Raw genomic sequence first — 22,224 nt, 5'->3', positions numbered from 1 at the left:
TGCACACCATCAGCCGGGCGACCTTCAAGGACGCCCGGGCGCAGGGCAACCCGTTGACCCACGAAATCGTTCACTTCACCCAGTTCATCCTGGCCGAGATCTTCCCCGGCTGATGGTGTGCAGCAGCATGACGCCGTCGGCCGGCAGCACCTGGTGGGCCATCTTGAAGAAGTGGCCCCACCGTTGGCGGCCGAAGTGCTCGAACGCGCCGATCGAGACGATCCGGTCGACAGGCTCGTCAAACTTCTCCCAGCCCTCCAGCAACACCTGCCGGGTGCGCGGGGTGTCCATCTGGTCGAACATCTTCTGGACGTGCTCGGCCTGGTTCTCCGACAACGTCAGCCCCACGACATTGACGTCATATTCTTCGATGGCGCGCTTCATGGTGGCGCCCCAGCCGCATCCGATGTCGAGCAGAGTCATGCCGGGCTGCAACCCCAGCTTGGACAGCGAGAGGTCGATCTTGGCGATCTGCGCCTCTTCCAGCGTCATGTCATCCCGCTCGAAGTACGCGCAGCTGTAGGTCTGGGTGGGGTCCAGGAACAGCCGGAAGAAGTCGTCGGAGAGATCGTAGTGCGCTTGCACGTTCCCAAAATGCGGCGTGAGCTGCACAGACATGAGGAATAAGGCCTTTCATTATCTCCGGGCACCGAGCGTCCTGGCACCCAAGAAGCGGGTTCACCCCCGATGCATCCCCTGCATGCTAGCGGTTAAGGCTGTGCAAGTCGCATTCGAAGAGCTCGGCTCTATGTCACACCCCGGTCACAAGATGTGCAGCACGGCGCCGGCCGCGAGGCCGGCGACCAGCAGCGCACCGGCCTGGCGCACGTGCACCCAGGCCAGCGCCGCGTACCACAGCGGCCACACCGGGAACTTTGGCGGCGGCTCGTCGGGTCGGGGACGGCGGAAATACGGCCACACCTTTACCAGCCGGGGCAGCGCCACCGCGACGACCAGTGCCGGCCAGGGCATCGCCCCCGCCGCGACCGCGACCGCCACCAGCACGTAGAAGCCGACCATCATGGCCAGCGTCACCGCCCGGGCGCGCGCCTCGCCCAGCAGCACGGGCAGCGTCCGGATGCCGAGCGGTTCGTCGTACGGGATCTTGTCGATGTGCTTGCCCATCAGCACCGTCGTGCACAGCAGGCCGTAGGGCAGCGACGCCAGCACGACGTCCCAACCGACCCAGCCCACCGCCGAGTAGTAGGTGCCGCACACCATCAGCGGTCCCCAGACGACGAAGACGTCCGGTTCGCCGAGGCCGCGCTTCTTCAGCCGCAGCGGCGGCGCCGTATAGGCGACGCTGAGGGCAAAGCCGCCGAGCGCGAAGGCCAGCACTGGCCAGCCACGGGCCCACACCAGCGCGACCAGGATCGCCAGGTCGGCGAGGTTCACAAGCAGAATCGCCAGCCCCAGCGTGCGGCGGCTGATCAGCCCGGACAGCACGGGGTGCGGGGCGTACAGCGCGCGCGGGTAGGTGGCGCTGTCGGTGCCGACCTGGGTGTCGTAAAGGTCGTTCATCAAGTTGTTGGCGGTATGGGCCAGCGTGATTCCCAGGATGGCCAGGACCAGCCACCGCCAGTCCAGCCCCGGTTTGCCGACCGCCAGCAGCGCCGCCACCAGGCCGGAGACCAGGGTCATCGGCAGCACCGCCGCCCGGGTGACAACGAGCCACCGTGTCACGGCGTCGACCGGACCGTCCGGCGGCGGGTTGGTCGTGCGAAGCGCGTACGCCCAGGACCTCAGCCGCGAGCCCACGCTCACGTCAGGCATGGGACCTAGATTTCACGGCGCCCGCGGTGGCACGATCGGCGACGGATGCGGCTGCCCCCGGAACTTTTCCAGCGACCCGCCGGCCTCCACGATGCCGCAGATCGCGCTCCAGCTCAGCATGGTCAGGTAGTCGATCAGCTCGTCCGCGCTCATCCGGGGGTCGGAGATCCAGGAGTGGGTGGCCAGCTGCACGCCACCGACGATCATGTAGGCCCACGGCTCCACGCCGCCGGTGTCCATCCCGGCCTCCTGCATGCGGCGGCGCAGCATCATCGACAGCATCCGGGCGATGATCCGTTCCGAGTCGGCGATCACCTTGCTCTTGGTCGGCGAGCTGTTGGCCATCACGAACCGGTACGGCTCCGGCTCGTCCGCCACCGTCTCGACGTACACGCGGATGATCTCGCGGGTCAGCTCGAAGCCGTCCAGGTTGGAGGACAGCGCCCCGGCCATGTTGGGAATCAGCGTCGACTGCGCGAAGCGCATCAGCACCGCGGTGGTCAGGTCGTTCTTGTCGACGAAGTAGCGGTAAAGCACGGTCTTGGAGACGCCGATCTCGGCCGCGATCTCGTCCATACTCAGGAAGCGGCCGAGTCGGCGGATCGCCACGATCGTGCCGTCAACCAACTCGTTGCGGCGCTCCACCTTATGTTGGTGCCAGCGCCGCTTGCGGCCATCCGTCTTTACGGTCACAGCCGGCATTTCCTCTGCCACAGTCGCCGCTTCCCACTCACCTAGACGTCCCCGATACTACGGCTTGTGGGTCGCTTTTTGGCGGATAGGCCGCCTATCTTCGGCGCCCCGAACAGGGAGAGTCACACTAACTGCCCCCCGCGATAGATGATGGTGGGGTGGCACACAGAGCCTCGCCCCAGGACGACGCGTCAGGCCGTGGGATGACCGGCCCGTCGGCCGGGGCCCCGCGCCCTCACGCGTCCATCGCGGAGTCCTTCGCCGGGGCCGATCCGGAGGCCGACGCCGAGCGGCGGGTGGCGCTGCGCCGGATGAAGCTGGTCGCGCTGAGCTTTCTGGTGGGAGCCACCGTCGTCTTCCTCGCCTGCCGCTGGGCGCAGGCCCATGCCGGCACGGGCGCGTGGGTGGGCCCCTGGGTCGGATACGTGGGCGCGGCCGCGGAGGCCGGCATGGTCGGCGCGCTGGCCGACTGGTTCGCCGTCACCGCGCTGTTCAAGCACCCGCTGGGGATCCCCATCCCGCACACCGCAATCATCAAGCGCAAGAAGGACCAGCTCGGTGAGGGCCTGGGCACCTTCGTGCGGGAGAACTTCCTGTCGCCCGCGGTGGTGGAGACCAAGCTGCGCGACGCTCAGGTCCCCAGCCGGCTGGGCAAGTGGCTGTCGGACGCCGCGCACGCCGACCGGGTGGCGAGCGAGACCGCGATCGTGCTGCGGGTGTTGGTGGAGCTCCTGCGTGACGAGGACGTCCAGCAGGTGATCGACCGGATGATCGTGCGCCGCATCGCCGAACCGCAATGGGGACCGCCGGTAGGCCGGGTGCTTTCGACCCTGCTGGCCGAGAACCGCCAGGAGGCCCTCATCCAGCTGCTGGCCGACCGGGCGTTTCAGTGGTCGCTGAACGCCGGGGAGATCATCCAGCGGGTGGTCGAACGCGACTCGCCCAGCTGGTCGCCCCGATTCATCGACCATCTCGTCGGGGACCGGATCCACCGCGAGTTGATGGACTTCACCGACAAGGTGCGCCGCAACCCCGACCACGAATTGCGGCGGTCGGCGACCCGCTTCCTGTTCGAATTCGCCGACGATCTGCAGCATGACGCCGACACCATCGCGCGCGCCGAGGCGATCAAGGAGCAGCTGATGGCGCGCGACGAGATCGCCACCGCCGCGGCGACCGCGTGGAAGACGCTGAAACGGCTGGTGCTCGAGGGGGTCGACGACCCGTCCAGCACGCTGCGCACGCGCATCGCCGACACCGTGGTCCGCCTCGGGGAATCCCTGCGCGACGACGCCGACCTGCGCGACAAGGTCGACAACTGGATCGTGCGGGCCGCCCAGCACCTGGTCTCGCAGTACGGCGTGGAGATCACCGCGATCATCACCGACACGATCGAGCGCTGGGACGCCGAGGAGGCCAGCCGCCGGATCGAATTGCACGTGGGTCGGGACCTGCAGTTCATCCGCATCAACGGCACGGTCGTGGGCTCGCTGGCCGGGCTCGTGATCTATACCGTCGCCCAGCTCTTCTTCTAGTACTGCTAACAAGTGCTTGCATTTGCAAGCACTTGCCTTTAGTCTGGTGCCCGTCAAAACCGATCGTCGGAACCAGGAGTACGCAATGCCGCCGGAGGAGAAGCTCTCCGCCAAGGTGTCCACGGCGGCCTCGGACATGGCCTCCGACATCGGCAGCTTCATCCGCGACCTGCGTGAGAACGCGCAGGTGTCGGTGCGGCAGCTCGCCGAACGGTCCGGCGTCAGCAACCCCTATCTGAGCCAGGTGGAGCGCGGATTGCGCAAGCCGTCCGCCGACGTCCTGAACCAGATCGCCAAGGCGCTGCGGGTTTCGGCCGAGGTGCTCTACGTGCGGGCCGGGATCCTCGAGCCCAGCGACAAGAGCCAGGTTCGCGACGCCATCGTCACCGATACGGCGATCACCGAGCGTCAGAAGCAGATCCTGCTCGACATCTACGCCTCGTTCACCGAACAAAACGAATCCATCGATGAGGAGTGTCCGACCGAACCCGAGTGACGCATAGACGGCGGGCCAGGTGGTTACCCAAAGGCAAGGGCTTGAAGCCCGCTTGGCCGCTCGGCCGCGATGCGAACTCGACATCGCCGACCCACTCCCTTAGGAGCCGCGCTTGCCCCACTTCGACAGCAAACAGTTAGTAACACCGATAAGAAAGAAACATGAAAGGAAACACCATGGCTGACAACTCAAACATCGACGACCTGCGCGCGCCGTTGCTGGCGGCGCTGGGCGCGGCCGACCTGGCCCTGGCCACCGTCAACGACCTGGTCGCCAACCTGCGTGAGCGCGCCGAAGAGACCCGCACCGACACCCGCAGCCGCGTCGAGGAGAGCCGCGCTCGGCTGACCAAGCTGCAGGAGGACCTGCCTGAGCAGTTCACCGAGCTGCGTGGGCGCTTCAGCTCCGAGGAGCTGCGCCGGGCGGCCGAGGGCTACCTGGAGGCCGCGACCAGCCGGTACAACGAGCTGGTGGAGCGCGGCGAGGCCGCCCTGGAGCGGCTGCGCAGCCAGCGCCCCTTCGAGGACGCGTCGGCGCGCGCCGAGGGCTACGTGGACCAGGCCGTGGAGCTGACCCAGGAGGCGCTGGGCACCGTCGCATCGCAGACCCGCGCGGTCGGTGAGCGCGCGGCCAAGCTGGTCGGCATCGACCTGCCCAAGAAGGCCGAAGCGCCCAAGAAGGCGCCGGCCAAGAAGGCCCCCGCCAAGAAGGCTCCGGCCAAGAAGGCCCCGGCCAAGAAGGCGTCGGCCAAGAAGGTCACCCAGAAGTAGTTCGGGACCGACGACTGACTCGATCCCGAGTCGCCTTGGGGCGACTCGGAGTCGACGTTTTGGACGGTGCCCGCATACTCTTATGGCGTGAACCACCTCGTGGGTACCGTGATGCTGGTCTTGCAGGTCGCCGTCCTGGTGACGGCGGTGTACGCGTTCGTGCACGCCGCGCTGCAGCGACCCGACGCCTATACCGCCGCGGAGAAGCTGACCAAGCCGGTGTGGCTGGTAATCCTCGGCGGGGCCGTCGCGCTGACCTCCATCCTGAGCTTCGTTTTCGGTGTGCTGGGCATGGCGATCGCGGCCTGCGCCGCCGGCGTGTACCTGGTCGACGTGCGGCCGAAACTGCTTGAGATCCAAGGGAAGTCGCGCTAACGGGATGAAGCCCCTGCTGGCCGCCCCGGCCGCGGTGCTCGTCGCACTCCTGGGGCCGCCTGCCGCTGTTGCCGATCCGGGGGCCGGCGCGGCCAGTCCGTCCGGCCCGTGGTACCTCCCGCCCTTCGTCGATCACGTCGAGTGGACCCAGTGGAACGGCCTGAGCAGCCTGCGGGTTTTCCCGACGCCGTCCGCGCGGATGGCCGCCAGGCATCCCGGAGCGGGGGTGGACAGGGCCCCTGAGGCCTCCGCCGACGAGGCCTGGGCCGAGGTGCTCGCGCTGGCGCCGGCGGCCGACACCCCGGGGATGCGGGCGCAGTTCGTGTGCCACTGGCAGTTCGCCGAACTGGCGCAGCCGGGCAAGTCCAGCTGGAACCTCGAGCCGTGGCGCCCCGTCGTCGACGATGCCGAAATGTTCGCGTCCGGATGCAATCCGGGCGGCCCGGAGGAAGCGTTTTAGTGGCGAGCAGACTCACCCGGGCGCAGTTGGCGGCGCTGGTCGACCACACCCTGCTCAAGCCCGAGGCCACCGGCGCCGACGTGGCCGCGCTGGTCGCCGAGGCCCGCGAATTGGGCGTCTACGCGGCGTGCGTCTCGCCGTCGATGGTGCCGGTCGCGGTGGCGGCCGGCGGCGGACTGCGGGTGGCGGCCGTGGCTGGCTTCCCCTCGGGCAAGCACGTGTCGGCTGTCAAAGCGCAGGAGGCCGCACAGGCCGTTGCAGCGGGGGCCGGCGAGATCGACATGGTCATCGACGTCGGCGCCGCGCTGGAGGGTGACGTCGACGCCGTGCGAGCGGACATCGAGGCGGTGCGGGCCGGCGCGGGCGCCGCCGTGCTCAAAGTGATCGTCGAGTCGGCGGTGCTGCTGGGCCGGGCGGGCCCTCGCACGCTGGCCGACGTGTGCCGCGCCGCCGAAGATGCCGGCGCCGCCTTCGTCAAGACCTCCACCGGGTTTCATCCCGCCGGCGGGGCGTCGGCGCGCGCGGTCGCCCTGATGGCCGAGACCGTCGGCGGGCGGCTGGGAGTCAAGGCCAGCGGCGGCATCCGCACCGCCACCGACGCGATCGCGATGGTGGACGCCGGTGCCACCCGGCTCGGCCTGTCGGGCACCCGGGCGGTGCTCGACGGGCTCAGCCGGGATCGCTAGGACCGGCTAGGGTCGCCGTCCGTCAGAGGTTGGCGAAGCAGGGATCGTTGCTCTTGTCGTTGGGAATGGTGGCGTTCTGCGTCGAAAAGTGGCTGGTCACACCGGTATCGGTGACCTGCACGCTGTCGGCGTGGATGCCCAACGGATAGTTCTTGGTGAAATTCGCCGTGAAGTCGTTCAGTGTCGACTGCACCGACTCCTTGGGCATAGTGAAGCCGAGCGCGTTGAAGCTGACGATCTGCAGCTCCAGCCCGTTGCCGGACACCACCGGCTTGGCCGTGATGTTGTCCAGCATGCCCTTCAGTTCGATGGTGCCGTCCGCCGGATGGGTGGTCACGCTGTTGGTGACGAAGGGCCCCAGAACCGGGATCGCGTTTTGCACCGACTGCTTGATGCCGTCAGTCGTCCAGGCGATGGTGGCGTCCAGTGAGCCGATGGTGCCCTTCGAGTTGGCCGACGACTGGAGCCGGACGTCCCTGATGTTGAGCGAGAGCTTCATGCCCTTGGCGTCGCGAATGTTGTTGCCGGCCGTCTGCACCGAGATGTTGGTGTAGTGCTTGGTCAGTTGCTGCCACAGCATCAGCGGCGCCACGCCGAACGACGCGGTCGCCTGGTCCTTGACCTCACAGGCCACCGCCTGAGCGACCTTGGTGTCGGCCACATGGCGGGTGTACAGCTCGGCCCCGATCAGCCCGGCGATGACGAGCGCGAACACGATGATGCAGATCAGCAGGATCGACAGCGGATCGCGAAGGAAGCGTCGTTTTCTTTTCGCCGGCGGCGCTTCTTCGTTGGGAGCGGCGGCCAGCCGTTCCGTCGCGCCCGGGGGTGGGGTAGATGGGGGCGCGTAGCCGGGCCGCTGGGCACCGGCGTGGGGCGCGCTCAGCTGCTCGGTCTGCTGATGCTTTGGAGACGCCACGGTCGGCGGCGGCTGCGGGGTATGGGCGGGGCCGCCGGTGTTGATGCGCTCGGTCGGCCGCTCGGTAGGCGGCTGGCCGAAGGGACCTTGGCTGCCGGGACGGGCCCACGTCGACGGGCCCTCGTTCGGTGGTCCCTGGGGGCCCTGTGGGTTCGTCACCCGAAAGATTCTGCCCTATCCACCTGAGCAAAGTCTGAGCGGTTACGCAGCACCGCGATCCTCTCGCGGGCCTGGGACACCCTGTCCACGTCGATGTCGGCGACGACGAGTTGCGGTCGGTCACCGGCCGACGCGACCACCTCGCCGAGCGGCGAGACCACCAGGCTGCCGCCCACCCCGGTGGGCGCTCCCGAGCCGGATCCGGGGCCGGTCAGGGTGTCACCGGGGTCGGCCTGCCCGGCCGCGGCGACGTAGCTCGTCGAGTCCAGCGCCCGGGCCCGGGCCAGCAGCGTCCACTGCTCGAGTTTGCCCGGACCCGAACCCCAGGACGCGCCAACGACGATCAGCTGGGCGCCGCGTTGGGCCAGCTCGGTGTAGAGCGCGGGAAAGCGAATGTCGTAGCAAATGCTCAGCCCCACCCGAAGGTCGTCGACCGTGATCACCACCGGCTCGTGACCAGGGGCGACGGTGCGCGACTCGGTGAAGCCGAACGCGTCATAGAGGTGGATCTTGTCGTAGTGGGCGTCGGGGAGGCCGTCCGGCCCGGCGGCGATCAGCGTGTTGGTCACCCGCCCGTCGCCGGCGGGGGTGAACATGCCGGCGATCACGGTGATGCCGGAGTCGGTCGCGATCTGGCGCACGCCGTTGGCCCAGGGCCCGTCGATAGGCTCGGCGATCGGTGCCAGCGGGACGCCGAACCGGCACATGGTCGCCTCCGGGAAGACGACCAGCCTGGCGCCCGCGTCGGCGGCGCGGCCGGCGTACTCGCGCACCAGTTGCAGATTCTCGGCGGGATCGCTGCCACTGAGGATTTGCGCCAACGCGATTCGCATGGCGCCCAGCTTAGGCGTGGTGACGATGCGCGCGGCGTAGCCGCGTGAGGAGGAGGCGCGCGATCGGGCTTAGGCGTGGTGACGATGCGCGCGGCGGAGCCGCGTGAGGAGGAGGCGCGCAATCGGGCTAGGCGTGGTGACGATGCGCGCGGCGGCTCAGGCGTTCTGGGCGATCCAATCGGCGGTCAATCGCTGCTCCCTGCTCACCAGCTCGGCCAGGTGGGTGCCGATGAGCCCCTCCACCTTGCCGCCGATGAGCGGGATAGGCACCTTGACGGTGATCCGGAAGGTGAGCCGGGCGCCGCCGGACTCGCCGATCGGCGACAGCTCGGCCGTGCCGGACACATGCACCGGCGCGCCCACCACCGAGCCCACGATGGAGGCCGTCGCGACGCCGTCGCTGAGGGGCCCCCACGTTTCCGTGCGCCGGACGCCGAAATCGCCCGGGTGCAGCTGCTTGACCAGGGCATGCAGGTTGTGGCTGCGCACCACCTGCAGCGTGACCACTTCGATGGTGCCGTCGTCGCCGGACTCGCCGCCGATCCGCAGCGATTCCAGCCGCGCTTCGTCGACGGGAATGTCGGCCAGCCTGGTCTCCCAGTACTCCCCGTCGTGGAAAGCCCGATAAATCTCTTCGACGCTGTTCTCGTAGTCGGCCGACAACTCGAATGAACGCGGCATAGCTGGCCAGGCTACCGTTACGGGCCATGAAACCGAGCGGTGCCGGTTCGCTCTTTGCCGGTGCGTACGTTGCCGAGGCGGTGCCGCTGGCGCCGTTGACGACGTTGCGGGTCGGTCCGGTGGCGCGACGTCTGATCACGTGCGCCAGCACCGAGCAGGTGGTTGCGGTATTTGGTCGGCTGGACTCCGAAACCCAAGGGGCCGACGGGGGCGACCGCGGCCCGGTGTTGGTGTTTGCTGGCGGGTCGAACCTGGTGATCGCCGACAGCCTGAGCGAGCTGACCGCCGTGCGGCTGGCAAACGACCGCATCGCCGTCGACGGCAACCTGGTGCGCGCCGAGGCGGGCGCGGTGTGGGACGACGTGGTGGTCACGTCCATCGAGCACGGTTTGGGCGGCCTGGAGTGCCTGTCCGGCATCCCGGGGTCGGCCGGCGCCACTCCGGTCCAGAACGTGGGAGCTTACGGCGCGGAAGTGTCCGACACCATCACGCGGGTGCGGGTGCTCGATCGCCGCAGCGGCGAGGTGCGGTGGATTCCCGGCGACGGGCTGGGCTTCGGTTACCGCACCAGCGTGTTCAAGCGGTCGGGACCCGAAACCCCTTCTGTCGTACTGGAAGTGGAGTTCGAGCTGGACGCGTCGGGCCGCAGCGCGCCGATGCGCTACGGCGAACTGACGGCCGCGCTGAATGCGGCCAGCGGCGAGCGTGGCGACCCGAAGACCGTCCGCCAGGCGGTGCTGGGACTGCGGGCACGCAAGGGCATGGTGCTCGACGCGGCCGACCATGACACCTGGAGCGTGGGCTCGTTCTTCACCAACCCGGTCGTCGCACCCGACGTCTACGAGCGGCTGGCCGGTCGTGTGGAAGGACCGGTTCCGCACTATCCGGCGCCGGACGGGGTCAAGCTGGCCGCCGGCTGGCTGGTGGAGCGGGCGGGGTTCGGCAAAGGCTATCCGGATCCGGATGGGGGCGGTATCGAAGCGCCCTGCCGGCTGTCTACCAAGCACGCGCTCGCTTTGACCAACCGCGGCCGCGCCACCGCCGCCGACGTCATCGCGCTGGCCAGGACCGTGCGTGACGGAGTCCGTGATGTGTTTGGTATCACACTGCGACCCGAGCCGGTCCTGCTGGGGTGCAGGCTATAGCGGTTGTTTGCGCGAATTGGTGCGCGACGACGAATTGTCGTGGCGCCGTTGGGGTCTTTTCTCCCGGTATCTTTATGTGTCGTGAGCACATCCAGCCCCCCTCCGCCGATTAACCGGCGCACGGCCCTGGCGGCCCTCGGGCTCGGCGTGTTCGCTCCCAACGTATTGGCCGCCTGTGCTGGCACTGTGGCCAAGCAAGCCGAGAAGAAAGAGCCGCCGGCGCCGCGTCTGAAGTTCGAGCCGGCTGATGCCGCCAACGACGTGGTTCCCATCGCGCCGATCAGCGTGCAGGTGAGTGATGGCTGGTTCCAGAAGGTGACGTTGACGAACGCGTCGGGCAAAGTCGTCGCCGGGTCGTTCAACTCCGACCGCACCGTCTACACCACCACCGAGCCGCTCGGCTACGACGCGACCTACACGTGGAGCGGTTCGGCCGTGGGCCACGATGGCAAGGCGGTTCCGGTGGCCGGCAAGTTCACCACCGTGACGCCCACCAAGAAGATCGGTGGGTCGTTCCAGTTGGCTGACGGCCAGACCGTCGGGGTTGCGGCGCCGGTCATCATCCAGTTCGACGCACCGATCAGCGACAAGGCCTCCGTCGAAAAGGCGCTCACCGTCACTACCAACCCGCCCGTCGAGGGCAGCTGGGCCTGGCTGCCCGACGAAAGGCAGGGCGCCCGGGCGCACTGGCGTCCCCGCGAGTACTACCCGGCGGGCACCACCGTCAACGTCGACGCCAAGCTCTACGGACGGCCGTTCGGCGACGGCGCGTACGGCGCCGACGATATTTCGTTGAACATCCAGATCGGGCGGCGGCAGCTGGTGAGGGCCGAGGTCACCTCGCACCGCATCCAGGTCCTCACCGACGCCGGGGTCATCATGGACTTCCCGTGCAGCTACGGCGAGGCCGACAAGGCGCGCAACGTCACCCGCAACGGCATCCACGTGGTCACCGAGAAGTACGCCGACTTCTACATGTCCAACCCGGCCGCGGGCTACAGCAACGCCCACGAACGCTGGGCGGTGCGGATTTCCAACAACGGCGAGTTCATCCACGCCAACCCGGCCAGCTCCGGCGCGCAGGGCAACAGCAACGTCACCAACGGCTGCATCAACCTGTCGACCGGAGACGCCGAGCAGTACTTCCGCAGCGCGATCTACGGCGACCCGGTCGAGGTGACCGGAAGTACGATCCAGCTGTCCTACTCCGACGGCGACATCTGGGACTGGGCCGTGGACTGGGACACCTGGGTGGCCATGTCGGCGCTGCCGCCCCCGACGGCGCACCCGCCGGCCAGCCAGATTCCGGTCACCGCACCGGTCACCCCGTCGAACGCGCCGACCTTGTCGGGCACGCCCACGACGACCACTTCCAGCCCTTCTAGCCCGGCGCCTAGCCCCGGCGGTTAAACCGCGAAGCGCTGGCCTGGTCGCGGGGCTTCATCACGATCAGGTCCAGGTCGACGTGTGACGGTCGCGAGGCCACGAAGCCGATCACCTCGGCGACGTCTGCCGCCACCAACGGGGTGATGCCGGTGTAGACGGCATCGGCCCGCTGTTCGTCGCCGTCGAAGCGCACCAGTGAGAACTCGGTCTCGACTGCTCCCGGCGCAATCTCGGTGAGCCGCACCGGTTTTCCCAGCAGCTCGCCGCGCAGCGTGCGGTGCAGCGCCCCCTGGGCGTGCTTGGCCGCCGTGTAGCCGGCGCCGCCGTCGTAAACCTCAAGGGCCGCAACCGAAGTGACCGTGACGATCAGGCCGTCGCCGGAGTCGATCAGCTTAGGCAGCAGCGCGCGGGTGACCCGCAGGGTGCCCAGCACGTTGGTCTCCCACATCCATCGCCAGTGCTCGAGGTCGGCGTCGGCGACGGGCGCCAGTCCGCGGGCGCCGCCGGCGTTGTTGACCAACACGTCGACCCGGCTCAGTTTGCCCGCCAGCGCCTCGACCGCTTGCGGGTCTGTGACATCGGCCACAACGGCCGTCCCGCCGATCTTGTCTGCCAGCGCGTTGATGCGGTCGGCCCGCCGCGCCACCGCGACCACGTGAAAGCCTTGAGTTGCAAGGGTTTTCGCGGTGGCCTCGCCGATCCCCGAACTGGCGCCGGTGACCACCGCGACCCGTTGACGCCCCCCAGCTGCGTTCATCGGAACAACTCTAATGAACGTGCTAAATTCTCGGGGTGCACCTCAGCGCCCTGTTCAACAACACCGCCGCGTGTCTTTGCGCGGCGAGTGCGTGTTGTTGCCGCGCACTTTGCCGCTCCTGACCTTTCAGGCGTGGCCGAAGCCGGCCAATGGAACTCGGACAAAGGACGCTCGTGCGCTCGACAACTCTCACCCACAATCATCATTCGCCCATCCGCAAGCCCCATCTGCGCCTGCATCGGCAGATCCTGCCGCCGGCGTTGCACATCTCCGACACGGCGGCGGCATCCGTCTTTCGCGCCGTGCGGTTGCGCGGCCCGGTCGGCCGTGACGTCATCGCCAACGTCACGTCGCTGAGCATCGCCACGGTCAACCGCCAGGTTATCGCGCTGCTCGACGCCGGCCTGCTGCGCGAGCGCGCCGACCTGGCCGTCTCCGGGGCCATCGGCCGCCCGCGGGTGCCGGTGGAGATCAACCACGAGCCATTCGTGACGCTGGGCATCCACATCGGTGCCCGCACCACCAGCATCGTTGCCACCGACCTGTTCGGCCGCACGCTGGACACCGTCGAGACCCCGACACCGCTCAGCCCGGCCGGCCCCGCCCTGGCGTCGCTGGCCGAGAGCGCCACCCGGTATTTGAGGCGCTGGCACCGGCGGCGCCCGCTCTGGGTCGGGGTGGCGATCGGTGGCACCGTGGACGGCGTCACCGGCCACGTCGACCACCCGCGGCTGGGCTGGCGGCAGGCGCCCGTCGGACCGGTGCTGGCCGACGCGCTGGGCCTGCCCGTCTCGGTGGCCTCCCACGTTGACGCCATGGCCGGCGCCGAGCTGCTGCTCGGGCTGCGGCGATTCGCGCCCAGCTCGCCGACCAGCCTGTACGTCTACGCCCGGGAGACCGTCGGCTACGCGCTGGTGATCGGGGGACGGGTGCACTGCCCGGCCAGCGGCCCGGGCACCATCGCGGCCCTGCCGGCGCACTCGGAGCTGCTCGGCGGCACCGGGCAGCTCGAGTCCACCGTCAGCGACGAGGCCGTGCTGACCGCCGCACGCCGGCTCAAGATCCTTCCCGGCATCGCCCCGGCGTCCCGGCCCGCCGGATCCACGACCGCGATCACCGACCTGCTGCGCGTGGCGCGGGCCGGCAACCCGCAGGCCAAGGAGCTGCTGGCGGAGCGTGGCCGCGTCCTCGGTGAGGCGGTCGCGCTGCTGCGCGACATGCTCAACCCCGACGAGCTGGTGGTCGGTGGCCAGGCCTTCACCGAATACCCCGAAGCGATGGAGCACGTGGAGGCCGCCTTCGCGGCGCGCTCGGTGCTGCCGGCACGCGACATCCGCGTCACCGCCTTCGGCAACCGCGTGCAGGAGGCCGGTGCGGGGACGGTGTCGCTGGGCGGGTTGTATGCCGACCCGCTGGGCGCGATGCGGCGCGCTGGCGCGCTGGACACCCAGCTGCGCGAGGTCGCCGACGAGTCGTCCGCTTAACGCGAAAACGCCACCACAGCCTGGGCGGCCCTCGCGGCGCGTCCTGTAAAGATGATGGTGTGCGGCACGACGACGGCTTCCGGCTGAACGGCCCGCGCCGGGTTGCAGTGTTGGCGGTGCACACCTCGCCGCTGGCCCAGCCGGGGACCGGCGACGCCGGCGGCATGAACGTCTACGTGCTGCAGACGGCGCTGCACCTGGCCCGGCGGGGCATCGAGGTGGAGATCTTCACCCGCGCCACCGCGTCGGCCGACCCGCCGGTGGCCCGGGTGGCGCCGGGGGTGCTGGTGCGCAACGTGGTGGCCGGGCCGTTCGAGGGGTTGGACAAATACGACCTGCCCACCCAGCTGTGCGCGTTCACGGCGGGGGTGCTGCGCGCCGAGGCGTCCCACGAACCGGGTTACTACGACATCGTCCACTCGCATTACTGGCTGTCGGGGCAGGTCGGCTGGCTGGCCCGCGACCGCTGGGCAGTGCCGCTGGTGCACACCGCGCACACGCTGGCCGCGGTCAAGAATGCGGCGCTGGCCGACGGGGATGCGCCCGAGCCGCCGCTGCGCACGGTCGGCGAGCAGCAGGTCGTCGACGAGGCGGACCGTCTGATCGTCAACACCGATGATGAAGCGCAACAACTGGTTTCGCTTCATTATGCCGATCCGGCGCGGATTGACGTCGTTCATCCCGGTGTGGATCTGGATATGTTCCGCCCGGGTGATCGGCGGGCGGCCCGGGCCGCGCTGGGCCTCCCGCTCGACGAGGACCTGGTGGCGTTCGTCGGCCGGATCCAGCCGCTGAAGGCGCCCGACATCGTGCTGCGCGCGGCGGCGAAGCTGCCCGGGGTGCGCATCGTGGTGGCCGGCGGCCCGTCGGGCAGCGGCCTGGCCTCCCCGGACGGACTGGTCCGGCTGGCCGGCGATTTGGGCATCGCCGAGCGGGTGACGTTCCTGCCGCCGCAGTCCCGAGTGGACCTGGCCACCTTGTTCCGGGCCGCCAATCTAGTTGCGGTGCCCAGCTATTCGGAGTCGTTCGGACTGGTTGCCGTGGAGGCGCAGGCGTGCGGCACACCGGTGGTTGCGGCCGCGGTGGGCGGCCTGCCGGTGGCCGTGCGCGACGGGATCTCGGGGACCCTGGTGGCCGGGCATGACGTCGGCGACTGGGCGGATGCCCTCGATCGGCTGCTACGGCTGGGCCCCGCGCAGGCGGAGGCGATGAGCCGCGCGGCCGCCGGGCACGCGGCCACCTTCTCCTGGGAAAACACCACCGACGCGCTGCTGGCCAGCTATCGGCGCGCGATCGGCGACTTCACCGCTCTGCGCCAGCGCCGGTACGGCGTGAAAGCGGACCGCGCGTCGATGCGCAAGCCCCGTCGCTGGGCGCCGCGCCGCGGGGTGGGCGCGTGACCCCCACAGCCGGCGACGATGCAGAGCGACGCGATGCGGAGGAGCGGCGCCAGTGAGCACAGCCGTCCAGGACGTCATCGAGGATGCGCTGCAGGCCAGCGGGCTGACCTATTCGGAATTCCCGGGGGCGCATGGCGGCCTGCCGGGACTGGTGGTGGAACTGCCCGGCGAGCGCAAGCTCAAGACCAACACGATCCTGAGCATCGGCGAGCATTCGGTGCGGGTCGAGGCGTTCGTGTGCCGTAAGCCCGACGAGAACCACGAGGGTGTCTACCGGTTCTTGCTCAAACGCAATCGCCGCCTCTACGGGGTTGCCTACACGCTGGACAACGTCGGCGACATCTACCTGGTGGGCCGCATGTCGTTGGCCTCGGTCACCCACGACGAGATCGACCGGGTGCTCGGACAGGTGCTCGAAGCGGTGGACGCTGACTTTAATACGTTGCTGGAGTTGGGTTTTCGCTCGTCGATCCAAAAAGAGTGGGAGTGGCGGGTGTCGCGCGGGGAGTCGCTGACGAACCTGCAGGCGTTCGCGCATCTCATCGACCAGGACGACGAGTAGGCCCTCCGACTGCGTGAGAGACTAGCCGCCATGGGAGAAACTGCCACGCTGGTACTGCTGCGCCACGGCGAGAGTGACTGGAATGCCCTCAATCTGTTCACCGGATGGGTGGACGTCGGGCTGACCGAAAAGGGTCGGGCCGAAGCGATTCGCAGCGGCGAGCTGATGGTCGAACACGGCCTGTTGCCCGACGTGCTCTACACCTCGCTGCTGCGGCGCGCGATCAGCACCGCGCACCTGGCGCTCGACACCGCCGATCGGTTGTGGATCCCGGTGCGGCGCAGCTGGCGGCTCAACGAACGCCACTACGGCGCGCTGCAGGGTCTGAACAAGGCCGAAACTAAGGAACGCTACGGCGAGGAGCAGTTCATGGCCTGGCGGCGCAGCTACGACACGCCGCCCCCGCCGATCGAGAAGGGCAGCAAGTTCAGCCAGGACACCGACCCTCGCTATGCCAACATCGGCGGCGGCCCGCTGACCGAATGCCTGGCCGACGTGGTGGTCCGCTTCCTGCCGTATTTCACCGACGTCATCGTCCCCGACCTGCGGACCGGCAAGACCGTGCTGATCGTCGCGCACGGCAACTCGCTGCGCGCCCTGGTCAAGCACCTCGACAACATGTCCGACGACGAGATCGTGGGGCTGAACATCCCGACCGGCATTCCGCTGCGCTACGACCTGGACGCCGACATGCGGCCGGTGCTTCCGGGCGGCACCTACCTCGACCCGGAGGCGGCGGCGGCCGGTGCGGCCGCGGTTGCCGGCCAGGGCCGCGGTTAGGTTCGACTGCAGGCCCGGAGGCCGCTTCAAAGGCCCATTTGCCAAACATCGCGTAAACGGAAGTGGAATACCTGTAGCGCAGGATGTGACTTGTCCGATTTTGGCCTCGCTCCGCTAGGGCGCCGTTCAGGAAGATTTGTAGGATTTGCTATGTGACTGTGTTCTCGGCGCTGTTGCTGGCCGGGGTCTTGTCCGTGTTGGCGCTGGCCGTGGGAGTTGCGGTCGGGGTCCGGCTGGCACCGCGGGCGGTGCAGCGCCGTCAGCAAGCGTCTACCGAGTGGACGGGGATCACCGTCGCGCAGATGCTGCAGCGCATCGTCGCGTTGATGCCGCTGGGCGCCGCGGTGGTGGATTCGCATCGCGACGTCGTCTATCTCAACGAGCGGGCCAAGGAGCTGGGCCTGGTGCGCGATCGGCAGCTCGACAACCAGGCCTGGCAGGCCGCGCAGCAGGCGCTCACCGGCGTCGACGTCGAGTTCGACCTGCGGCCGGCTAAACGGGCGGCGGGCCGGTCGGGGCTGTCGGTGCACGGGCAAGCGCGGCTGCTCAGCGAAGAGGACCGCCGGTTCGCCGTGGTGTTCGTCCACGACCAGTCCGACTACGCGCGCATGGAGGCCACCAGGCGCGACTTTGTGGCCAATGTCAGCCACGAGCTCAAGACCCCTGTTGGCGCCATGGCGCTGCTTGCCGAGGCCCTGCTGGCTTCGGCCGACGACTCCGAAACCGTTCGCCGGTTCGCCGAGAAGGTGCTCGTCGAAGCCAACCGGCTGGGGGACATGGTCGCCGAGCTGATCGAGCTGTCCCGGTTGCAGGGCGCCGAGCGCTTGCCCAACGTGACCGATGTCGATGTGGATATCGTTGTCTCCGAAGCGATTGCGCGTCACAAGGTGGCCGCGGACAACGCCGACATCGAGGTTCACACCGACGCGCCGAGCGGCTTGCGGGTTCTGGGCGACGAAACTCTGCTGGTGACCGCGCTGGCCAACCTGGTCTCCAATGCGATCGCCTACTCGCCGCCGGGTTCGCCGGTGTCGATCAGCCGTCGTCGCCGGGGCGACAACATCGAGATCGCGGTGACCGACCGCGGCATCGGCATCGCCTTGGAAGACCAGGAGCGGGTCTTCGAGCGGTTCTTCCGCGGCGACAAGGCGCGTTCGCGCGCCACCGGGGGTAGCGGCTTGGGACTTGCCATCGTCAAACACGTTGCGGCCAACCACAATGGCAGCATCGGCGTGTGGAGCAAGCCGGGAACCGGTTCGACGTTCACGTTGTCGATTCCGGCTTACCGGGACGGCGACGAGGAACCCGAGCAACCGCGGGGTCGCGAGGTGCGGCCCAACCGGTCACAACGAGAGGAAGAACTAAGTCGATGACCAGTGTGATGATCGTGGAGGACGAGGAGTCGCTGGCCGATCCGCTGGCATTCCTGTTGCGCAAGGAGGGGTTTGAGGCCACCGTGGTGACCGACGGTCCCGCGGCGCTCGCCGAGTTCGATCGCGCCGGCGCGGACATCGTGCTGCTCGATTTGATGCTGCCGGGCATGTCCGGCACCGACGTGTGCAAGCAACTGCGTGCGCGTTCCAGCGTGCCGGTGATCATGGTGACCGCCCGCGACAGCGAGATCGACAAGGTGGTCGGCTTGGAGCTGGGCGCCGATGACTATGTGACCAAACCGTATTCGGCGCGCGAGCTGATTGCCCGCATTCGCGCGGTGCTGCGCCGCGGCGGCGACGACGACTCCGAGATCAGCGACGGCGTGCTGGAGTCGGGCCCAGTCCGGATGGACGTCGAGCGCCACGTCGTCTCAGTCAACGGCGACACGATCACGTTGCCGCTCAAGGAATTCGACCTGCTCGAATACCTGATGCGCAACAGCGGCCGGGTGCTGACCCGCGGGCAGCTGATCGACCGGGTGTGGGGCGCCGACTACGTCGGTGACACCAAGACGCTCGACGTCCACGTCAAGCGGCTGCGGTCCAAGATCGAGGCCGACCCGGCCAACCCGGTACACCTGGTGACGGTGCGGGGGCTCGGCTACAAGCTGGAGGGCTAGCGCTCCGTCGCTGCACGACTGTGTGTATCGACGGCGTCGCGTGTGAACTCAGGGCGGGGATTGTGCGCGCACGGCGCCCAGGCTTCACCCCGAAAGCCCGGGATTCACACTGAATCACCGGGCGGCGACTACCTCGTCGGCGACGCCCAGCGCCAGCGCCATGATCGACAGCTGCGGGTTCACCTCCGGGCAGCTGGGCAGGATCGACGCGTCGGCGACCCACACGCCGGCCGCGCCGCGCAGCCGGCCGGTCTCGTCGACCGGGCAAAGCCGCTCGTCGGCGCCCGCGGCCGCGGTGCCGGTGGGATGGAAGGCGGCCAGGTGCAGGCTTCGCGGGTCGCTGCGCCGCAGCGCGTCGCGCAGCGCGGGCAGCGACGTCACCGTCGAAGCGCCGGGCAACCCGGTGAGCACCTCCACGGCGCCCGCGGCGAACAGCAGCCGGCCCATGGCCTCGATCGCGACGATCAGCTTGGCGACGTCGGCCCGGTCGATGCTGTAGCGCACCACCGTCTCGCCGCGCGCCGAGGACACCGAGCCGACGCCGCGATCGGCCACCATGGCGCCGAAAGTCGCCACCTGCGGCGGGCGGTCGAGCCAGCCGAGCAGCTCGGCGCCGTAGCCGGGAAACACCATCGACCCCATCCCCGGCGGGGTGGAGGTCGCTTCGATCAGCACGCCGTCGGATTCGTGAAACTCGTGCACGGCCGCGCTCTGCAGCACCCCGTGCCACGCCATGACGTCGTCGTCGAAACGCCCGGCGAGCACCGTCGCCGGATGCAGCGCCAGATTTCGGCCAAGCCGAGGATGCGTCCCAAAACCGCTGCGCCGCAACAGCCCCGGGGTCTCGGTGGCACCGGCAGCGACGATGACGGTGTCGGCGAGGATGTCCAGGGCGGTGCCGTCGGGCCGGCGGGCCCGCACGCCGCGGGCGCGTCCATCGCGGTGCAGCACCCGTTCGGCGCGGGCCTGCGAGATGATGCGCGCGCCCGCCGCGCACGCCTGCGGCAGGGCGTTGAGATGCACACCGAACTTGGCGTTGCGGGGGCAGCCGATGGCGCACTGGCAGCAGCCCTCGCAGCCCGGCGCGTTGCGCGGGATCGGGGCGGCCCGCCAGCCCAGCGCCGCGGCGGCGTCGAGCAGCAGCCGCCCGTTGCGCCCCATGACCTGCAGCGGGACGGGCGCGACCCGCAGCGTGTGCTCGACCTCGTCGAGGTAGGTCCCCAGCCGGTCCGCATCGGCCACGGCAAGACCGAACTCGTCGCGCCAGCGCCGCTGCACCGCCGGCGGGGGCCGGTAGCAGGTGCCGGAGTTCACGACGGTGGTGCCGCCGACCGCCCGGCCGATGGGCAGCACCAGCGACGGGCGTCCGAGCGCTACGGTGGCCCCGGCGCCGCGGTACAGCCCGGCGTAGCGGTCGATCGGGTGGGTGGTGCGGAACTCCTCGACCGTCCAGCGGCGGCCCTCCTCGAGCACGACGGTGTCCAGGCCCGACCGCGCCAGGGTGCGGGCCGCCATCGCACCGCCGGCGCCGGACCCGACGATCACCGCGTCGGCGGTGACGACGGAGCGGCTTTCGGTCGAGGGCGTGATGCTCATCGGCGCATCGGCGCGCGCCGTGCCGTGCCGCTGGGCGCGGGCAAGCAATTCGTCGGCGTAGGTGTCGGACCCATTGGCCAGCAACACAATTGCCTTGATGGCTTCGACCGCCGCGCCGACGTCCGGGCTCAGCGCGGCGACGCGCCGCAAGATCGCCTCGCGCTGGTCGGGGCCCAGCCGGGACAGTGACCGGCCGGTGCTGAGGTAGCTCGCGGCGGCCATCGAGAGCAACCCGGCGCGCATGGCCAGCCGTGTGGTCGACGGCAGCTGCGCCACGTAGCGGTCGACGCGCCCGACGAGCTGGGCCGGTGCCGGACCGCCGTACTCCTCTGGGAGCAGCGCGCTGCCGAACGACGCTGTCGCGCGATCGGCAAGACGGCTCACAGGAGGCGTCCGAGCCGGCGGCCCAACTTGATGAAGAACGGATAGGTCGCGAAGATGGCGCCCGCCGCGGCGTGCAGCGGCCAGCCCGCGTCGACCGTGTTCACGCCGAAAACGCCGCTGTTCCACATGAAATCACGGCCGCCCGCGGCGCGGAACGGCCGCCACAGCACGCCCAGCCCGGGCACTTCGTTGTAGAGCCCGAACGAGCCGCCGAAGAAGACACCGAGGGTGGCCGCCTCGGCGACGTCGCGACGGTCCGAGGGCAGACGCCGCTCGATGAGCACTCCGGCGGCGAACAGCAGCGGCGGGTCGAAGAGAAAGCTCATGTCGGGATCCTTTCGTTGATGTCGGGTGCCCTCAGGCCATCCGAGGTGCCGCGCAGCCCGACCTCGGCGTGCCCGGTGCCCAGCACCGACCAGTGCCGGTCGTCGACGTCGATGTAGATGTCGGCCTGCTCGGTGTTCGTGCACACCGCGCGGCCGCCGTCGGGATCGGTGTAGCCCAGGGTCACGCAGCGCTCCGGGGGCTGGTCGACGCGGATGAGCACCTGGCGACCGCCGATGCGTCCCTCCAGCTGCCAGTGCTGCAGCCCCAGCGTGGTCCGCATCCGCAGCGACGGCAAAGGGCTTGTGGGCCAATCGTTTCCGTCGATGCGGAAGCGGACGAACGCCATCGGCGCCAGCCTGCGCAGTCCCGGCTTTTGCGACACCGCGGTCACCGCTTCGACGGCGTCGCCGCCGCCGAGGTCGGCGTGGATCCAGCCCCAGCGCTTGGCGTTGCCGTGCCCGTAGATGTGGGCGACGCCGCCGCGCCAGCCGCCGACGCGTGCGGCGGTGCCGGCTGGAAATTCTGCGGTCAGTGAGCCGGCGAACTCGGCGGTGGGGGCGAGGACGACCTGCGCGCCGGGCAGCAGCTCGCGTTCCCATACGGCGCGGGGAAACGTCCACAGCGGCGTGCCGGCGTCCTTCCAGGACAGGTCCCACGCCACCGAGCGGGCTTGGCCGGCCAGTATTCCGGGTGCCACCCGGGCCCCCGCCGCGCTGAACCAGTCCGCGCCCGTCGCAGGCCGGACGGGTTCGGGGCCGAACCGCTCGGTGCGCGGCGGGCCGTCGGGCGCAAACCAGGTCACCCAGCCGTGCGCGTAGGGAGCGCCCCGCAGCGGCGCCACCGTCTCGCAGTGGATCCACAGACCGGCACGCGTCACCGGATCCGACAGGGTGGCATACCAGACTTCCAGGCGGCCGGCCTTGCCTCGCCACCGTGGGGCCGCGGCCGATCGCAGTTCGTCGTCCACTTC

At 69.4% G+C, this 22,224-nt stretch carries 23 protein-coding genes and 1 pseudogene; 14 read left to right on the top strand and 10 right to left on the bottom strand.

The window, feature by feature from the left end; translation table 11 throughout:
• Nucleotides 1-108 precede the first annotated feature (108 nt).
• The 3 genes and pseudogenes from pcaA to A5764_RS18475 all read right to left on the bottom strand — a co-directional run.
• Nucleotides 109-618 (bottom strand): annotated as a pseudogene (gene pcaA, locus A5764_RS18485) (cyclopropane mycolic acid synthase PcaA); the annotation flags it as partial.
• Nucleotides 619-762: 144 nt separating this feature from the next.
• Complete coding sequence (locus A5764_RS18480) at nt 763-1,773, bottom strand: prenyltransferase (protein ID WP_067115172.1); 1,011 nt, start codon at nt 1,771-1,773, stop codon at nt 763-765.
• A gap of 12 nt (nt 1,774-1,785) precedes the next feature.
• Nucleotides 1,786-2,487 carry a TetR/AcrR family transcriptional regulator gene (locus A5764_RS18475; protein WP_067115170.1) on the bottom strand — a complete coding sequence of 234 codons (702 nt, stop codon included), beginning with the start codon at nt 2,485-2,487 and terminating at the stop codon, nt 1,786-1,788.
• Nucleotides 2,488-2,669: 182 nt separating this feature from the next.
• On the opposite strand from A5764_RS18475, the gene A5764_RS18470 reads away from it, so the two are divergent.
• The 6 genes from A5764_RS18470 (at nt 2,670) to deoC (ending at nt 6,788) form a co-directional block, all read left to right on the top strand.
• Entirely contained in the window at nt 2,670-4,001 is a 1,332-nt protein-coding gene (locus A5764_RS18470) for a DUF445 domain-containing protein (RefSeq protein WP_067115168.1), read from the top strand.
• An 85-nt stretch (nt 4,002-4,086) separates the two neighbouring features.
• Nucleotides 4,087-4,497, top strand: coding sequence for a helix-turn-helix domain-containing protein (locus A5764_RS18465; RefSeq protein WP_067115167.1), 411 nt, complete (start codon nt 4,087-4,089; stop codon nt 4,495-4,497).
• A 176-nt stretch (nt 4,498-4,673) separates the two neighbouring features.
• The gene (gene hbhA / locus A5764_RS18460) at nt 4,674-5,267 is read left to right on the top strand and encodes a heparin-binding hemagglutinin HbhA (RefSeq protein ID WP_067115190.1); all 594 of its coding nucleotides are present in this window, start codon (nt 4,674-4,676) and stop codon (nt 5,265-5,267) included.
• 87 nt (nt 5,268-5,354) lie between these two features.
• Nucleotides 5,355-5,642, top strand: a complete 288-nt coding sequence (locus A5764_RS18455) for a DUF2516 family protein (RefSeq protein WP_067115165.1) — start codon at nt 5,355-5,357, stop codon at nt 5,640-5,642.
• A 4-nt stretch (nt 5,643-5,646) separates the two neighbouring features.
• Nucleotides 5,647-6,102, top strand: a complete 456-nt coding sequence (locus A5764_RS18450; RefSeq protein ID WP_067115163.1) for a DUF2599 domain-containing protein — start codon at nt 5,647-5,649, stop codon at nt 6,100-6,102.
• Nucleotides 6,069-6,788, top strand: a complete 720-nt coding sequence (deoC, locus tag A5764_RS18445; protein WP_067115161.1) for a deoxyribose-phosphate aldolase — start codon at nt 6,069-6,071, stop codon at nt 6,786-6,788. The genes A5764_RS18450 and deoC overlap by 34 nt, the downstream gene beginning before the upstream one ends.
• 22 nt (nt 6,789-6,810) lie before the next feature.
• On the opposite strand, the gene A5764_RS18440 is transcribed toward deoC, so the two are convergent.
• The 3 genes from A5764_RS18440 to A5764_RS18430 all read right to left on the bottom strand — a co-directional run bounded on the left by A5764_RS18440 (nt 6,811) and on the right by A5764_RS18430 (nt 9,380).
• Nucleotides 6,811-7,866 carry a DUF2993 domain-containing protein gene (locus A5764_RS18440; RefSeq protein WP_082951778.1) on the bottom strand — a complete coding sequence of 352 codons (1,056 nt, stop codon included), beginning with the start codon at nt 7,864-7,866 and terminating at the stop codon, nt 6,811-6,813.
• Nucleotides 7,863-8,699 carry a carbon-nitrogen hydrolase family protein gene (locus A5764_RS18435; protein ID WP_067115159.1) on the bottom strand — a complete coding sequence of 279 codons (837 nt, stop codon included), beginning with the start codon at nt 8,697-8,699 and terminating at the stop codon, nt 7,863-7,865. Before A5764_RS18435 ends, A5764_RS18440 begins: the two co-directional genes overlap by 4 nt.
• A gap of 156 nt (nt 8,700-8,855) precedes the next feature.
• On the bottom strand, nt 8,856-9,380 hold the full coding sequence (locus A5764_RS18430) for a DUF2505 domain-containing protein (protein WP_067115157.1): 525 nt from the start codon (nt 9,378-9,380) through the stop codon (nt 8,856-8,858).
• A 26-nt stretch (nt 9,381-9,406) separates the two neighbouring features.
• Here A5764_RS18430 and A5764_RS18425 point away from each other — a divergent pair, with 26 nt between their 5' ends.
• Nucleotides 9,407-10,525 (top strand): UDP-N-acetylmuramate dehydrogenase, encoded by a 1,119-nt coding sequence (locus A5764_RS18425; protein WP_067115156.1) that lies wholly within the window; start codon nt 9,407-9,409, stop codon nt 10,523-10,525.
• A gap of 39 nt (nt 10,526-10,564) precedes the next feature.
• Nucleotides 10,565-11,935: an Ig-like domain-containing protein gene (locus tag A5764_RS18420; protein WP_369807338.1), complete on the top strand. Its 1,371-nt coding sequence runs from the start codon at nt 10,565-10,567 to the stop codon at nt 11,933-11,935.
• On the opposite strand, the gene A5764_RS18415 is transcribed toward A5764_RS18420, so the two are convergent.
• Nucleotides 11,919-12,668, bottom strand: a complete 750-nt coding sequence (locus tag A5764_RS18415; RefSeq protein WP_067115152.1) for an SDR family NAD(P)-dependent oxidoreductase — start codon at nt 12,666-12,668, stop codon at nt 11,919-11,921. The two genes, A5764_RS18420 and A5764_RS18415, sit on opposite strands and share 17 nt — an antisense overlap.
• Nucleotides 12,669-12,841: 173 nt before the next feature.
• Here A5764_RS18415 and A5764_RS18410 point away from each other — a divergent pair, with 173 nt between their 5' ends.
• The 6 genes from A5764_RS18410 to regX all read left to right on the top strand — a co-directional run bounded on the left by A5764_RS18410 (nt 12,842) and on the right by regX (nt 18,947).
• Nucleotides 12,842-14,152, top strand: coding sequence for an ROK family protein (locus tag A5764_RS18410; RefSeq protein WP_067115187.1), 1,311 nt, complete (start codon nt 12,842-12,844; stop codon nt 14,150-14,152).
• 20 nt (nt 14,153-14,172) lie between these two features.
• Nucleotides 14,173-15,552 (top strand): D-inositol-3-phosphate glycosyltransferase, encoded by a 1,380-nt coding sequence (gene mshA / locus A5764_RS18405; RefSeq protein ID WP_369807339.1) that lies wholly within the window; start codon nt 14,173-14,175, stop codon nt 15,550-15,552.
• Nucleotides 15,553-15,604: 52 nt separating this feature from the next.
• The gene (locus A5764_RS18400; RefSeq protein ID WP_067115147.1) at nt 15,605-16,114 is read left to right on the top strand and encodes a YbjN domain-containing protein; all 510 of its coding nucleotides are present in this window, start codon (nt 15,605-15,607) and stop codon (nt 16,112-16,114) included.
• A 30-nt stretch (nt 16,115-16,144) separates the two neighbouring features.
• Nucleotides 16,145-16,894: a phosphoglyceromutase gene (locus tag A5764_RS18395; protein ID WP_067115144.1), complete on the top strand. Its 750-nt coding sequence runs from the start codon at nt 16,145-16,147 to the stop codon at nt 16,892-16,894.
• 152 nt (nt 16,895-17,046) lie between these two features.
• On the top strand, nt 17,047-18,267 hold the full coding sequence (locus A5764_RS18390) for a cell wall metabolism sensor histidine kinase WalK (RefSeq protein ID WP_156664747.1): 1,221 nt from the start codon (nt 17,047-17,049) through the stop codon (nt 18,265-18,267).
• Nucleotides 18,264-18,947 (top strand): two-component sensory transduction protein RegX, encoded by a 684-nt coding sequence (regX, locus tag A5764_RS18385; protein WP_067115140.1) that lies wholly within the window; start codon nt 18,264-18,266, stop codon nt 18,945-18,947. Before A5764_RS18390 ends, regX begins: the two co-directional genes overlap by 4 nt.
• Nucleotides 18,948-19,061: 114 nt before the next feature.
• On the opposite strand, the gene A5764_RS18380 is transcribed toward regX, so the two are convergent.
• Genes A5764_RS18380 through A5764_RS18370 form a run of 3 tightly spaced genes read right to left on the bottom strand, consistent with a single transcriptional unit; the run spans nt 19,062 to nt 22,221 of the window.
• Complete coding sequence (locus A5764_RS18380) at nt 19,062-20,927, bottom strand: GMC family oxidoreductase (RefSeq protein ID WP_067115137.1); 1,866 nt, start codon at nt 20,925-20,927, stop codon at nt 19,062-19,064.
• Nucleotides 20,924-21,253, bottom strand: a complete 330-nt coding sequence (locus A5764_RS18375) for a hypothetical protein (protein WP_067115135.1) — start codon at nt 21,251-21,253, stop codon at nt 20,924-20,926. The genes A5764_RS18380 and A5764_RS18375 overlap by 4 nt, the downstream gene beginning before the upstream one ends.
• Entirely contained in the window at nt 21,250-22,221 is a 972-nt protein-coding gene (locus tag A5764_RS18370; protein WP_067115186.1) for a hypothetical protein, read from the bottom strand. Before A5764_RS18370 ends, A5764_RS18375 begins: the two co-directional genes overlap by 4 nt.
• Nucleotides 22,222-22,224: the final 3 nt, after the last annotated feature.

It is taken from the genome of Mycobacterium sp. 852002-51057_SCH5723018, assembly GCF_001667035.1.
Classification (GTDB): Bacteria; Actinomycetota; Actinomycetes; order Mycobacteriales; family Mycobacteriaceae; genus Mycobacterium.
Note: the sequence above shows the minus strand (reverse complement) of the source record. Positions and strands in the feature narration are given on the sequence as shown.